14 protein-coding genes are annotated in these 15165 nt (G+C 44.6%); 13 read left to right on the top strand and 1 reads right to left on the bottom strand.

The annotated features are described in order from the left end of the window. A partial coding sequence (locus ACTSEZ_RS12235; RefSeq protein ID WP_369734467.1) for a hypothetical protein occupies positions 1-190 on the bottom strand: 190 nt, incomplete at its 3' end. A 131-nt stretch (positions 191-321) separates the two neighbouring features. Between ACTSEZ_RS12235 and hpf the strand changes: the two genes are divergently transcribed. The 13 genes from hpf (at position 322) to ACTSEZ_RS12170 (ending at position 15073) form a co-directional block, all read left to right on the top strand. Beyond that, the gene (hpf, locus tag ACTSEZ_RS12230) at positions 322-894 is read left to right on the top strand and encodes a ribosome hibernation-promoting factor, HPF/YfiA family (RefSeq protein WP_029284709.1); all 573 of its coding nucleotides are present in this window, start codon (positions 322-324) and stop codon (positions 892-894) included. Between the two features lie 138 nt (positions 895-1032). Then, entirely contained in the window at positions 1033-1317 is a 285-nt protein-coding gene (locus ACTSEZ_RS12225) for a DUF4282 domain-containing protein (RefSeq protein ID WP_369734466.1), read from the top strand. Positions 1318-1516: 199 nt separating this feature from the next. After that, on the top strand, positions 1517-4033 hold the full coding sequence (gene secA / locus ACTSEZ_RS12220) for a preprotein translocase subunit SecA (RefSeq protein ID WP_369734465.1): 2517 nt from the start codon (positions 1517-1519) through the stop codon (positions 4031-4033). A gap of 55 nt (positions 4034-4088) precedes the next feature. After that, positions 4089-5190 (top strand): peptide chain release factor 2 gene (prfB, locus tag ACTSEZ_RS12215; RefSeq protein WP_139015506.1). Its coding sequence is split into 2 segments (ribosomal slippage): positions 4089-4160 and positions 4162-5190, totalling 1101 coding nucleotides; the frame shifts between segments, so codons are not numbered across the junction. A 582-nt stretch (positions 5191-5772) separates the two neighbouring features. Further along, the gene (locus ACTSEZ_RS12210) at positions 5773-6444 is read left to right on the top strand and encodes a DedA family protein (protein ID WP_369734464.1); all 672 of its coding nucleotides are present in this window, start codon (positions 5773-5775) and stop codon (positions 6442-6444) included. 190 nt (positions 6445-6634) lie between these two features. Continuing rightward, positions 6635-7501 carry a YitT family protein gene (locus ACTSEZ_RS12205; RefSeq protein WP_369734463.1) on the top strand — a complete coding sequence of 289 codons (867 nt, stop codon included), beginning with the start codon at positions 6635-6637 and terminating at the stop codon, positions 7499-7501. A gap of 53 nt (positions 7502-7554) precedes the next feature. Next, positions 7555-7884 (top strand): cytochrome c551, encoded by a 330-nt coding sequence (gene cccB / locus ACTSEZ_RS12200; RefSeq protein ID WP_029284698.1) that lies wholly within the window; start codon positions 7555-7557, stop codon positions 7882-7884. 409 nt (positions 7885-8293) lie between these two features. Beyond that, positions 8294-8980 carry a cell division ATP-binding protein FtsE gene (ftsE, locus tag ACTSEZ_RS12195; RefSeq protein WP_029284696.1) on the top strand — a complete coding sequence of 229 codons (687 nt, stop codon included), beginning with the start codon at positions 8294-8296 and terminating at the stop codon, positions 8978-8980. Then, positions 8973-9863 (top strand): permease-like cell division protein FtsX, encoded by an 891-nt coding sequence (ftsX, locus tag ACTSEZ_RS12190; protein ID WP_369734462.1) that lies wholly within the window; start codon positions 8973-8975, stop codon positions 9861-9863. The genes ftsE and ftsX overlap by 8 nt, the downstream gene beginning before the upstream one ends. Positions 9864-9953: 90 nt before the next feature. Further along, positions 9954-11306 (top strand): murein hydrolase activator EnvC family protein, encoded by a 1353-nt coding sequence (locus ACTSEZ_RS12185; protein ID WP_369734461.1) that lies wholly within the window; start codon positions 9954-9956, stop codon positions 11304-11306. Positions 11307-11462: 156 nt separating this feature from the next. Next, positions 11463-12932 carry a S41 family peptidase gene (locus tag ACTSEZ_RS12180; protein WP_369734460.1) on the top strand — a complete coding sequence of 490 codons (1470 nt, stop codon included), beginning with the start codon at positions 11463-11465 and terminating at the stop codon, positions 12930-12932. 499 nt (positions 12933-13431) lie between these two features. Beyond that, a complete protein-coding gene (locus ACTSEZ_RS12175; protein WP_369734459.1) occupies positions 13432-13806 on the top strand; it encodes a swarming motility protein SwrAA in 375 nt (124 codons plus the stop codon). Positions 13807-13894: 88 nt separating this feature from the next. Beyond that, positions 13895-15073, top strand: a complete 1179-nt coding sequence (locus ACTSEZ_RS12170; RefSeq protein ID WP_369734458.1) for a serine protease family protein — start codon at positions 13895-13897, stop codon at positions 15071-15073. The last annotated feature ends 92 nt before the right edge of the window (positions 15074-15165 follow it).

The following is a 15165-nucleotide window of genomic DNA, read 5'->3' as shown; positions in this document are numbered from 1 at the left end:
CGCTTCTCTTATTAAAGACGTTCAAAAAACGGTGTGCGGGAGGAACCTTGACAGTTTCGTTCATATCAGGAGGCTCCCGGCGCTCCCCGCGGAAAGCAAGTGACTGGAGCGGAAAGGAACGAGTACAAACGATAAATACAATCCTTTTTTTCTCAGAATAAATCAAACGCCCCCCGCATACTCTATTCACATCCTTTCCTTCTGAACCGCAAACTTCAACAAATTTCACAATGGTTTAACATTATTTTTACGTTTCAGCAGGAATTCTAAAGGGAAAGAGAGAAATAAGTTTACATATCCTTAACAAAGGAGGAGTTCATTTTGAATTATAACGTCAGAGGCGAAAACATTGAGGTAACTCCAGCATTAAGAGAGTATGTCGAGAAGAAAATCGGCAAACTGGAACGCTATTTTGAGGATTCAGTTGAAGCAAACGTAAACGTAAATTTAAAATTCTACAGCGATCAGGAATCAAAAATTGAAGTAACCATTCCCATGACCAATCTAGTGTTGCGTGCTGAGGAATATAATGAGGATATGTACGCTGCCATCGATCTTGTGACAAACAAGCTCGAGCGTCAGATCCGTAAACATAAAACAAAAGTAAACCGCAAGCTGCGCGAGCAGGGATCTCCTAAATTCATGTTTGCCGCAGGCACTGAGGAAGCTGAAGGGGCACAGACCCAGACAGCCGTTCAGGAAGAAGAAGACCAGATCCAGGTTGTCCGAACAAAGCGCTTTAACTTAAAGCCGATGGACAGCGAGGAAGCGATTCTCCAAATGAATATGCTCGGTCATAATTTCTTCGTCTTTACCAATGCTGAAACAAACACAACAAACGTTGTGTATCAGCGCAAAGACGGCAAATACGCGATTATTGAACCGACTGAATAATACTCAATGCAGTCCTGAAATAGACAGGGCTGCATTTTTAATTTGTAAAATTAATGTAAAAATAGGTATAATATACTAGTTTGAAAAACCTATATATGGTATTGTATTCACATATTGTTAAAAAGGGGGGTATTAATTATGAAGGATTTTCTAAAGTTTAACAAAATGGTTACTCCAGCAATTATATCTGTTATTTTTTACGTGGGTTCAGCTATAGTGATCATCGCAGGTTTTACAAGCATCATTACCGGAGCGGGCTCTTACGGCGGAGGCGGTCAAGTATTTGCGGGACTGTTGATGATTCTTGTTGGACCATTTGTTATCCGCATTTATTGCGAGCTGCTCATTGTTATGTTTAAGATGCACGAAGCTCTTCAAGTCATCACGAAGAACGTTACGCAATCTGATAAAGCAGCTTCTTAATTAAAGGTGCATACCCAGAGTCTTAGCTGAGAGCTAAGGCTTTTTTTTGTATCCAGAACGGTTTTTCGCTTTGAAACAGGATAAACTGTTGATATTATTTAATATATGGTAAAATAGAAGGTAGTTTTGCAGGACGGATGATTATCCTGCCTATGAGTAGCTTCACGTATGGCACTTCACTAACAGAGGAGCGTATATAATGCTTGGAATCTTAAATAAGGTCTTTGATTTTAATAAACGTGCATTGAATAGATACGAAAAAATGGCGAATCAAATAGAATCTTTAGCAGGCGACATGGAGAGGCTTTCTGATGAAGAGCTGAAGGCGAAGACGCAGGAATTTAAAGAGCGCGTTGCCAAAGGCGAAAGCACGGATGATCTTTTGACAGAGGCTTTTGCGGTTGTGCGCGAGGCTTCAAAGAGAGTGCTCGGACTTTATCCGTACCCGGTTCAGCTGATGGGGGGTATCGCTCTTCACGAAGGGAATATCTCCGAGATGAAAACAGGGGAAGGTAAAACACTGACTTCCACGATGCCTGTTTATTTGAATGCTCTTTCCGGAAAAGGCGTTCACGTTGTGACGGTCAATGAATACCTTGCAAGCCGTGATGCTGTTGAGATGGGCAAGCTGTATGAGTTTCTTGGACTGACTGTCGGACTTAACTCTAACGGTCTTTCCAAAGAGGAAAAGCGGGCTGCCTATGCGGCGGATATTACGTATTCGACGAACAATGAGCTTGGCTTTGACTACCTGCGTGACAACATGGTTCTTTACAAAGAGCAGATGGTTCAGCGCCCGCTTCATTATGCGGTCATTGATGAAGTTGACTCCATCCTGATTGACGAGGCGCGTACGCCATTGATCATTTCGGGGTCTGCTGCAAAATCCACGATGCTTTATGTACAGGCTAACGGCTTTGTCCGTTCATTGAAGCGCGATGAGGACTATACGTTCGATGAAAAAACAAAAGGTGTGCAGCTGACTGAAGACGGAATGTCAAAAGCAGAGAAAGCCTTTAATATTGAAAACCTGTTTGATTTAACACATGTGTCTCTCAACCATCATATTAATATGGCATTAAGAGCCCACGTTGTGATGCACAATGACGTTGATTACGTTGTTGAAGACGGCAATGTTGTCATTGTTGACCAGTTCACAGGCCGTTTAATGAAAGGCCGCCGCTACAGCGATGGTCTTCACCAGGCAATCGAGGCGAAAGAGGGCCTTGAGATTCAGAACGAGAGCATGACGCTTGCAACAATTACGTTCCAGAACTACTTCCGCATGTACGAAAAACTTTCAGGCATGACAGGTACAGCGAAGACGGAGGAAGAGGAGTTCCGCAACATTTACAACATGCAGGTTGTGGCGATTCCGACAAACCGCGATGTTGTGCGTGATGACCGTGCAGATCTTGTGTACCGTTCTATGGAAGGCAAGTTCAAAGCCGTTGTTGATGATGTAACGACGCGTTATTTTGCCGGCCAGCCGGTTCTTGTCGGTACGGTTGCGGTAGAAACGTCTGAGCTTATTTCAAGACTCCTGAAGAAAAAAGGCGTTCCGCATAACGTGCTGAATGCGAAAAACCATGAAAGAGAAGCGGAAATCATTGAGAATGCAGGCCATCAGGGTTCGGTGACGATCGCGACAAACATGGCGGGACGCGGTACAGACATCAAGCTTGGACCTGGTGTAAGAGAGCTTGGCGGTTTGGCTGTTATCGGTACAGAACGCCACGAATCACGACGCATCGATAACCAGCTTCGCGGACGTTCCGGCCGTCAGGGAGATCCTGGTGTGACTCAGTTCTACCTTTCTATGGAAGATGAACTGATGAGACGCTTCGGTTCTGAGAACATGATGGCGATGATGGACCGTCTGGGCATGGATGATTCACAGCCGATTCAGAGTAAAATTGTTACGAAAGCTGTTGAATCTGCGCAAAAACGCGTTGAGGGCAACAACTTTGACGCCCGTAAACAGCTTCTACAATACGATGACGTTCTTCGCCAGCAGCGTGAAGTCATTTACAAGCAGCGCTTTGACGTGATTGACTCTGAAAATCTGCGCGACATTGTTGAAAGCATGGTCACGTCAACAGTTGAACGTGTGGTTGCGATGTACACGCCAAGGGAAGAGCTTCCGGAGGATTGGAACCTTGAAGGGCTGATTGACTACCTGAATGCCAACCTTCTTGAAGAAGGCACATTCACAGTTAATGACTTTAAAGGAAAAGAATCCGAAGAAATTTCAGAACTTGTGCTTGAGAAAACGAAAGCCCGCTACAATGAAAAAGAAGAGGCATTCGGAGAAGAGCAGATGCGCGAGTTCGAAAAGGTCATCCTTCTTCGTGCGGTTGATACGAAATGGATGGATCACATTGATGCCATGGATCAGCTCCGCCAGGGTATCCACCTTCGTGCATACGGCCAGACAGATCCTCTCCGCGAGTATCAGATGGAAGGCTTCGCGATGTTTGAAAACATGATTGCATCGATTGAAGAGGATGCTGCAAAATACATCATGAAAGCAGAAATCCGAAACAACCTTCAGCGCGAGGAAGTTGCTAAAGGCCAGCAGGCGGTTCACCCGAAAGAGGGAGACGAGGCGCCAAAGAAAAAGCCTGTTAAAAAGCAGATGGAGATCGGCCGCAACGACGCATGTGTATGCGGAAGCGGAAAGAAATACAAAAACTGCTGCGGCAGCGGAAAATAATTTTTCAAAGAGGGGCACTTTGCCTCTCTTTACCCCATTTTAGAGGAGAATGAATATGGAACTTGCAGAAATTCGAAACGAACTTGAAAAAATGGCTAAGAAATTAGCGGCTTTCAGGGGGTCTCTTTGACCTCGACCGCAAACAGGCTCGCATTCAGGAGCTAGATGAAATGATGTCCCACCCGAACTTCTGGGACAGCCAAAACGAAGCACAAACCGTTATTAACGAAAGCAATATGCTGAAAGAGGCCGTTGTTCAGTTCACAGAAATGAGCGAAACGCATGAAAACCTTGAAATCACGCATGAACTTTTAAAAGAAGAGCCTGACGCCGATCTTCATGCAGAGCTTGAAAGTGAAATTGCCGAGCTGACTGAAGCGATGAGCAATTATGAGCTTCAGCTTCTATTAAGTGAACCTCATGACAAAAACAACGCCATCCTGGAGCTTCACCCGGGAGCAGGCGGAACAGAGTCCCAGGACTGGGGTTCAATGCTTCTCCGCATGTACACGCGCTGGGGCGAAAAGAAAGGCTTCAAAGTGGAAACTCTTGACTACCTTCCAGGTGATGAAGCGGGAATTAAAAGCGTTACGCTTCTTTTCAAAGGCCACAACGCCTACGGCTACTTGAAAGCTGAAAAAGGCGTTCACCGTCTTGTCCGCATTTCGCCGTTCGACTCATCAGGCCGCCGTCATACATCCTTCGTTTCATGCGAAGTGATGCCGGAATTCAATGATGAAATCGAAATCGACATCCGTACAGAGGACCTGAAAATTGACACTTACCGTGCAAGCGGCGCCGGCGGTCAGCACATCAATACGACGGATTCCGCCGTCCGTATCACTCACTTGCCGACCAACACGGTCGTATCATGTCAAACAGAGCGCTCCCAGATTAAAAACCGCGAGCGCGCAATGAAAATGCTTCAAGCGAAGCTCTACCAGCTCAAGCTTGACGAGCAGCAGGCAGAACTCGATGAAATCCGCGGCGAACAAAAGGAAATCGGCTGGGGCTCCCAGATCCGCTCCTACGTGTTCCACCCTTACTCTCTTGTCAAAGACCACCGCACAAGCACCGAAAGCGGAAATGTGCAGGGAGTCATGGACGGAGACCTCGATCCATTTATCGATGCGTATCTTCGTTCGAAACTTTCATAAGAAAAAATGAGGCAGCTGTCCCTGTGGGGGGCGGCTGTTTTTTTGTGGACTTTGCTGTCTTATAAATGGGGTGGAGCAGGATATGAGGGAGCGAACGGTCGAAATGGTAACCTATATATTTTGTGGAGAGGGATATAGGGTAGCAAAAGAGCGAAAACTGCCCTATAAATGGGGTGCAGCGGAATATGGGTCAGCAAAGGGGGGGAATGGTACCTTATAAATTTGATGGAGCGGAATATAAGGTAGCATAAAGATGAAATGTTGCCCTATAAATTAGAGCGAGCCAAATATAGGGTAACAAAAGAGTGAAATGGTTCCCTAAAAATGTGGTGCAGCGGAATATGGGGTATCAAAAGGGTGAAATGGTACCTTATAAATCGGGGTAAGCGAAATACAGGGCAGCAAAAGAGCGAAATGCTGTCCTATAAATTGGATGCAGCGGAATATAGGGCAGCAAAAGAGCGAAATGGTTCCCTATAAATGGGGTGGAGCGGAATATAGGGTAGCAAAAACATAAAAAGGTGCGTTCCTTCTAAGACTCAAGACGCAGCCGAAATTGCTTCTTCAGCCGTTGTTTTAAAAATGAAATTTTCTCTATGCTTAAAGCATACTAAAACGGCAGGAGCAGAACGTATGACGCAAACAATCGTGAGTCACGCAGAAGACTGGGGTATATGGGGTGTGCTTCTTTCCTTATTTATTGAAGGAACTGCTTTTCCTTTTATCGGAACTTTTTTTATCATAACAATAGGCTTTATTTTGAATTTATCTTGGATTGAAATTGCTGGAATTTCGCTCTTGGGAAGCTTCATTTATACAGCAGGCAGCTATATTCCTTTTTTTATCGGAAACAAACTGGGACATTCGCTTGAGACTAGATTAAGTCCTAAGCAAAGATCCGGGCTCGTAAAAGCGAAAGCCACTTTCAGCAAATACGGCATCTGGAGTGTCGTTATTTCAAGTCCCCTACATTTAGGTAATGTCGTTCCTTTCTTGGCCGGCGCTTCAAATATGAATCTTCGCCAGTATACATTGCTGACCATGACTGGGATTGCACAGACGACCTTTCTGTTTTTGAGTATCGGTCAATTCTATGATGGCGATACGGAAACGGTCATTAAAACAATTACAGATTATCAATCGCTGCTCCTTGCTGGCTTTGTGATTATTACTGCCGGATATGCAGGCTTGAAAGCGCAGCGCAGTCAGCGTGAGAAAAAGAAAAACTGTGCCGTGAAAGAAATAATCTGTTAACCCAAAGGATTGGCATCCTCCACACAAATCCACACGCCGCAGACTAAATTCCACCCGCAATGCTAAAACTAACATAACCGCTTTACCTCTTTAGCACGTTATCCCGCTGTTATTTACAGCTGAATCAGACGGGTGCTATACTCTGTAAGGTTATGTCAAAAATATGTGTGATTCAGATGGAGGATGCAGAATGTTTCAGCGTAAACGCACTCGTACATATAATCCGATGCTTGAAAAAGTGACGTCGTATTTATTTATTCTGCTCGGTTCTGGAATCGTTGCCATTGCTTTTAATCTGTTTCTTCTGCCAAACCGCATTGCATCAGGCGGAGTGAGCGGAATCAGTACGATTACAGATGCTTTATTTGGTTTTGAGCCTGCTTATGTGCAGTGGGCATTTAATATTCCTCTGTTTGTGGCAGGCGTACTGCTGCTCGGAAAACAGTTCGGCTTAAAAACGCTGGTTGGAACGATCTTTTTGCCATTTGTTGTTTTTTTGACAAAGGATGTTGCGCCCGCGACGACAGATCCGCTGCTCGGTGCAATCTTCGGTGGAATTGGAGTAGGTCTCGGTCTTGGCCTTGTTTTTAGAGGAAAAGCTTCTACAGGGGGAACGGATCTGGCTGCTCAGATTATCCACAAGTTTACGGGGCTTTCTCTCGGAACGTGTGTGGCTTTAATTGACGGGCTGATTGTTCTGACTGCTGCGGTGGTCTTCGATATTGAACTTGGGCTTTACGCACTTGTTGCTCTTTATGTCACAAGTAAAACGATTGATGTCGTTCAGGTGGGACTGGGGCGTTCGAAGATGACGATGATCATTACAAATCAGGAGGAAGAGGTCAGAAAGGCGATTCTGAGCGAAATCGACCGGGGAGTGACAAAGCTGTCTGCATTCGGAGGCTACACAGACAGCGAGCGTCCGATCCTGATGTGTGTGGTGGATCAGACAGAATTCACGAAATTGAAACAACTCGTAAAAAGCATTGATACGTCTGCGTTTGTGGTCGTTATGGATGCTTCTGATGTGCTCGGGGAAGGTTTCAAGCAAGCCTAGTTAGGATATAATAAATGTGTGTTTTACATCCTTATTTGGGGAGGATTTCGGCGATGAAATCAAAAGTACTTGCCCTTCTTTTCGGAACATCTTTAGTCCTTGCTGCATGCGGCGGAGGAGATAACGCAGGAGAAGAGCCAAAAGATTCGGGCTCAAAAGATACAGCGAATGCTGAAGAGATTGTTCAGCAGAACTGCATCAGCTGCCACGGTCAAAATCTTGAAGGCGGCGGGGCCGCACCAAGTCTTGCAAAGGTCGGCTCAAAATATGACAAAGAAAAAATTGAAAGCATCATTAATAACGGCCAGGGCGGAATGCCTGGAGGTCTTATTAACGAAACAGATGCAGCTGTCGTAGCTGAATGGCTTGCGCAGAAGAAATAATTTCAAAAGAAGCCAGCCGGCAGCATCGGCTGGTTTTGCTGTTTAAACGGCATGACATAACCGGCCGCATCCTATTCCCCGTTTCTTCCTCCGAAAGTCAGAAATGATTTCCACTTAATTATTCCTAAAAAAAGATTGTCTTTTTAGTCAGAAAGTTCTAAAATTTACATTAAACCGCTATCAATCGACATTTCTTTAGACCTGGATTTCATTTCCTTTGACAATTTACGACATTGAAATGAAACTGTAATATTTTTAAGTCTATTTTTGCCGAACTTTGATGGTATAATGACTTTTGTGGGTAAATCTTATTAATATATGAAAATTATGGTTACATACTTAAATTTAGCTTAAATCAGGCCATTCCACCACGTTATCTACAAAATAAACAGCTTTGGGTGATAAAAATATGATCGAAATGACAGACGTTTATAAAACGTATTCTAACGGCGTTCTCGCCATTAATGGAATAAATGTAAAAATAGATCAGGGCGAATTTGTTTATGTTGTTGGTCCGAGCGGTGCAGGCAAATCGACATTTATAAAAATGATGTACCGTGAGGAAAAGCCGACAGACGGCAAAATCCTGATCAACGGAGTCAATCTTGCAAAACTAAGAGAGAAAAAAGTTCCTCAATTAAGAAGAAGCATCGGCGTTGTGTTCCAGGACTTCAAGCTTTTGCCTAAGCTGACAGTCTATGAAAATATCGCATTTGCTCTTGAGGTAATCGGGGAGCAGCCGAGAGTCATCAAAAAGAAAGTGCTAGATGTACTTGATCTTGTTCAGCTCAAGCATAAAGCCCGGTCTTTTCCTAACGAACTTTCAGGAGGAGAGCAGCAGCGTGTATCGATTGCAAGGTCGATTATCAACAATCCAGGCGTAGTCATTGCTGATGAGCCGACAGGAAACCTTGACCCTGATACGTCGTGGGAGATTATGAACATTTTTGAGGAAATCAACAACAGAGGCACTACTGTTGTGATGGCTACTCACAACCGGGAAATTGTTAACACCATGAAAAAACGAGTCATCGCGATCGAAGGCGGAAAGATTGTGCGTGACGAGGCTAGAGGGGAGTATGGGATTTATGATTAGAACCCTTGGGCGTCACTTCAGAGAGAGTATGAAAAGCTTAACCCGTAATGCATGGATGACCTTTGCGTCAGTCAGTGCCGTTACGGTCACTTTAATCCTTGTAGGAACGTTCTTGGTCATTATGATGAACTTAAACAACTTTGCTACAAAGGTTGAAGAGGATGTAGAGATCAGGGTGCTGGTTGATGTGACAAGCACACCTGAACAGCAGAAAGAGCTCAGAAGCAGGGTGGATAATCTGAGCGGGATTGCATCCGTAGAACTTTCACCAAAAGAAAAAGAATTGGATAACCTGATCAGCAGCATGGGCGAACAAGGTAAATCGTACCAGCTGTTTGAACAGAATAATCCGCTGAATGACGTTATTGTAGTAAAAACAGAGAATCCGCGTGACACTCCTCAAATCGCCAAGCAAATTGAGAGCTTTGACGGAGCATACAGGGTTCTTTACGGAAAAGAAGAAGTTAAAAGACTTTTTGATTTCGTTGAAATTTCAAGAAACATCGGTATTGCGCTGATTATCGGACTTGTCTTTACGGCGATGTTCCTTATCTCGAATACGATTAAAATCACAATCTTTGCCAGAAGGCACGAGATTGAAATTATGAAACTCGTAGGCGCAACCAACTGGTTTATCCGCTGGCCGTTCTTCTTAGAAGGCCTGATGCTTGGAGTTATGGGAGCCATTATCCCTGTTATCCTTGTACTGGCCACTTACAACTATTTATATACATGGGTCGAACCAAAGGTCGCAGGTTCATTTGTTCAATTCCTGCCGTTCAGTCCGTTTGCCTACCAGGTGTCAGCTATTCTGATCCTGATCGGCGCACTGATCGGTGTATGGGGAAGCTTAATGTCTGTCCGCAAGTTCTTGAGAGTATAAACAAGCAGTCTTTAAGGATTGCTTGTTTTCTCTGGATGACGTGAAATTCAGAGAATGATAGAGAGATAAGATAAAGGGAGGAACTAGAGAGTGAGAAAGAAATTACTGGCACTTGGCCTTGCGGCTTTGGTTGGGACAAGCTCCGTTATTATACCAGTTACCCAAGAAAAAGCTTACGCAAACGCAGAATTAGAAAAGAAGAAATCAGAACTCCAAACGGAGCGTTCTGGAGTAGATTCAGATATTAAAGAAAAACAGGGCGAGCTTTCTGAGCTTAAAAGCAAAGAAGAAAAGCTGAACGCAGACATTGAAAAGCTTGATAAGCAAACAGCGGAGACGAACGAAAAAATCCGTGTGCGCCAGGCTGAAATTGAAGAAGCAAAGAAAAAGATTCAGGAACTGAAGGTTCAAATTCAGGAAGTGAAAAAACGCATTGCAGAACGCAATGAGCTATTGGAAAAGCGCGTCCGTTCCCTGCAGGAAACAGGCGGAGTAGTGAGCTATTTGGATGTGCTGCTCGGTGCTCAGGATTTCGGTGATCTTGTTACACGCGTAAGTGCTGTAACACAAATCGTCGATGCTGATAAAGAAATCATTAAAGCACATGAAGAAGATAAGAAACTTCTTGAGCAAAGTGAAGCAGAACTAAGCAGCGAACTGCAGAATTTGGAAACAGCTTTAATTGAGCTTGAATCCTTAAAGCAGCAGCTTAAAAAACAGGCAGCAGAAAAGAATAAATTAATTGAGCAAGTGAAAGCTCAGCATAAATCAACTGAAGCAGCAATTTACGAACTTGAAGACGAAGCAGCGTTCCTGAAAGAGCAGGAAGCAGCGATCGCTAAAGAAATTGAGCGTCAAAAACAAGAAGCTGAGCGCAAACGCCGTGAAGCAGCAGAAGCGGCAGCAGCAGAAAGAGCAAGACAGGAAGCAGCAGCTCAAGCAGCAGCGGCCAAAGCATCAGCACCTAAGAAGTCATCATCATCAGGCAGCTCTTCCGGAAGTTCGTCACCGGCACCGGCAGCACCTGCTGAGCCGGCACCGGCACCAGCTGTAACTGGCGGTAAATTCATGTGGCCTGCACAGGGTGCATTTACATCAGGATACGGCCAAAGATGGGGCAAACTGCATGCCGGCATCGACATTGCCAATGCATCAGCCAACGTTCCTGTCGTTGCATCAGCAGCCGGAACGGTTATCCGTTCATACTACTCAAGCAGCTACGGAAATGCAGTCTTTATCACGCATAACATCGACGGCAAGACGTATACAACTGTATACGCTCACTTAGATGCACGTCACGTAAGTGCAGGACAGTCTGTAAGCAAAGGGCAGCAGCTTGGATACATGGGCAACACTGGACGTTCAACAGGAAAGCATCTTCACTTTGAAATTCATGACGGTGCCTGGAAAAATCCAGTTAACCCGATGAACTATCTTCGATAAGAATGAAAACTCCTAAAACAAAGCGTTTTAGGAGTTTTTTTTTGACTTTTTTTAATAGAGATTGCCTTGTCCTACATGATTGATCCATAATTTACATATACTAGCTGTACTGGTATCTACATAACCAATCGTCAAGCCTATTGAAGGAGGAACAAGATGAAGCAGAAAATGACAGCCTTACTGATGGCTCTTTCCATGGTCCTGGGTGCAGGGGGCATGTACACCGGCATCCAGTTTTACGAGCATGACAAGCAGCAGGATGCAGCAGCAAAAGAGCTTTCCGTTCCTGCCGTTACAGATGTTTTAAAGGAAGAGCGCTCACAGGAAACAGAAGGACTTGAGAAGGTAAAACAGGCATATGAGCTGATTTCGAGCAAGTATGTTGAGGAAGTAGATGAGGAACAGCTGCTCGAAGGTGCCATTCAGGGAATGCTTTCTACGCTGAATGACCCTTATTCGGTTTATATGGATAAACAAACGGCCAAGCAATTTTCGGACAGCCTTGATTCTTCTTTTGAAGGAATCGGTGCTGAAGTTGGAATGGATGGCGGGAAAATCATCATTGTTTCCCCGTTTAAGAATTCACCGGCTGAAAAGGCGGGTCTCCAGCCGAATGATGAGATCGTTTCAATTGACGGTGAATCAACAGTCGGCAGTGATTTAAACGATACGGTGTTAAAGATCCGCGGGAAAAAAGGGACTACGGTTAAAATTGAGGTCATGCGAGCAGGCTCAAAGGAAAAACTGAGCTTTGATGTCACGCGTGATGAAATTCCGATTGAGACAGTGTTCAGCTCTATTAAACAGCAGGGCAAGAAGAAAATCGGCTATCTTGAAATCACCTCTTTTTCAGAAGATACAGCAGAGGACTTTACGGAAGAACTGGCCAAGCTTGAAGATCAGAACATAAAGGGCCTTGTTCTTGACGTGCGCGGCAATCCGGGAGGGTACCTGCAAAGCGTTGAAGAGATATTAAAGCAATTTGTCACGAAGGAACAGCCTTACATTCAAATTGAAGAGCGCAATGGCGAAAAGAAACGTTATTTCTCTAATCTGCGTGAGAAAAAAGACTATCCTGTTTCCGTGCTGATTGATAAAGGAAGCGCGTCTGCATCGGAGATCCTTGCAGGAGCCCTTAAAGAAGCGGGCAACTATGACATTATCGGAGAAACCTCGTTCGGAAAGGGAACCGTCCAGCAGGCAGTACCAATGGGAGACGGCAGCAACATTAAACTGACTCTTTACAAATGGCTTACTCCTGAAGGAAACTGGATTCATAAAAAAGGAGTTGCGCCGACAGTCAAAGTGGCACAGCCGAAGCACCTGACATCTCCGCCAATTCAGCTTGAAAAGCCGCTTGCCCTTGATATGAATGACGAACAAATCAAGGTAGCACAAGTACTGCTGAAAGGGCTAGGGTATGACACGGGACGAGAAGACGGCTATTACGGCAAGAAAATGGCCGATGCTGTAAAGTCGTTCCAGAAAAAACACAGCCTTAAACAGTCAGGAACCATTGATATCGCAACAGCGAACGAGATCAATGAGCAAATCTCCAAACAGCGTACAGACGGGAAACACGATAACCAGCTCAACAAAGCACTTGAAGTTATGTCGAAAAAGTAGATTATTTCTATAGCCTGGCAATTTGTATGGCTATTTAAATCTAAGTGGATTGCAGCGGAAGACGCTTGACTCGAGGAAGCTTCCGGCGCTCCCCGCGGAGAGCCTGGAGCGGAAAGAAACGTATACTATAACTGAATATGATTGAGAGAAGAGGAGCCAGCTGCATTGCAAACTGGCTCCTATTTATGTGGATAAAAATAACATAATATCTACATTTAGGACGATTTACTAACTTTCTAATGAAAAAACGACGCAAAAAAGCGGGAATTTCCGTATTTTTATAATTAGTACAGACTTTTCGGGCACATAAAAATGAATCTTTAGCTAGTTGAATAGTTCGATATTTCGTTTTACGATGGAAGTACTGTTCTACAACACACTAAATACGAACGGCTCTTTTCGTGCCCCTTTGTTGCATGATAATCAAAAACGTTTTGGTTATAAAGGAAAAGAGCACTAGTGCTTCCTAAATCACGTAAACAAAGAGCGAAAACAGCCTATGGAAAGATGGGGAGATCAATTGAAAAAAAGGGCAAGTGTGATGAGAGAACAAACGTATAGGCAGTTAACAGAGGAATTTAAGATGAGACTGCAAACGGCGAACTCCTCTCATGCAAAGGTCAGCAAATGGGTACAGCTGTTCTGCATGTACCTTGCTAATTACACCGACGTCAAGCATCTTCAGGAAGTGAACAAGTCTTGCGTCGAAGACTACTTTAACTATTTGACGGAAAACTACAGGCGTCTTTCGTTAAACCTCACGGATATAAAACGTTCAATGCAGCTGATTGAAGAAGTGCTGGAAATAAAAGTGGACGACTCCCTCCTTGATTTTTCCCTTTCGAATCTGCATTTGTGGAGCAAATTAAAGTAAACTTTGCTCTCGCAGGATACTCAATGCCATTTTTATCTGATAAAATAGCAGTAGAGTCAGACGAAAGGATATAAGGTGGTGACGGGATTTGCTTGAGAACTGGCTGCTTGAATTTCTATTTGCAATGGGAAGGTTTTTTATTCATCCTCTCGTTTATTTTTTCCTTATTTACAGTCTTGTGCTTGGATACATTCGCGTGAAGCGTGAGCGAAGATCCTTTCATACAAGAATTCAAGATCTTTACGAAGAAGTTCGGTTTACATATTCAAAAGGGCTGCTTACAGGTTTGGTCCTTTCAGCGGCAGCGCTGGCGTTTGGTTTTGGCATGCCGTCCGGTGCTGTCATCGTACTTGGAGCAGTAACTATACTCTTGGCATTAACGATGCAGCTCAGATTTCTTTCTCCTGCCTATACGCTTGGACTTACGATGTTCGCGGTGCTCATTTTACTGAACACTGGGATATTATCAGGAAGGCTTGCGCTTGAGGGGACAAGCTTTGCGGTTCTTGCGCTGCTTATGGGATTTTTCCTCATCGCTGAGGGATCTCTGGCATTTAAGACAGGGCACGTGAAGACATCTCCCTTTCTGCTGAAGAGCAGCAGGGGTCTTCCGATCGGCAATCATGTTGCCAACCGTACATGGCTTGTACCGCTGCTCCTGCTTGTTCCGGGCGGTACACTGACAGAAAGCCTGCCATGGTGGCCTGTTGTCACAATCGGAAATGAGCCGTTCATGCTTTTGTTTATTCCTTATATCATCGGATTTCATCAGCGTGTCCAAGGCTCTCTTCCAAAAGAAAGCATTATGGTCACTTCAAAACGCATCATTTGGCTTGGTATAGGGATTACTGCCATCGCTGCAGCGAGTATTTGGATTACTCCGCTTGCGTTTGCAGCTGCGATCCTTGCGATTGCCGGCAGAGAGTTCCTGACTGTCCGCCAGCGCATGAACGACAACTCAGCGGCTTTCTATTTCTCAAAGCGCGACCAGGGACTGATGGTGCTTGGCATTCTTCCCAATTCACCCGCGGTCAAACTTCAGCTTGAGGTCGGCGAGATTATTATGAAAACGAACGGCACGCCTGTTAAAACAGTCGATGAGTTTTATCAGGCCCTGCAGATCAACGGGGCATTCTGCAAAATGGAAGTCATCGGCCACAACGGAGAAATTCGCTTTGTTCAGGGTGCCATCTATAAAGGCGAACACCACGAACTTGGCATCCTGTTTGTACAGGACGATAAGAAGTGGGGAATAGAAGCGGTTTAAGACTTTAGCGAAATGCTAAAGTCTTTTCTTTTTGAAAAAAGACTATTGACCCTCACTCAGCGTCATACTTTAAAGTAACTAGTGAAGGGAGG

It is taken from the genome of Metabacillus mesotrionivorans (genome assembly GCF_052171315.1).
In the GTDB taxonomy this organism is placed as follows: domain Bacteria; phylum Bacillota; class Bacilli; order Bacillales; family Bacillaceae; genus Bacillus_P.
The sequence above is the reverse complement of the archived record's forward strand: the minus strand, read 5'-3'. Positions and strand labels throughout refer to the sequence as shown.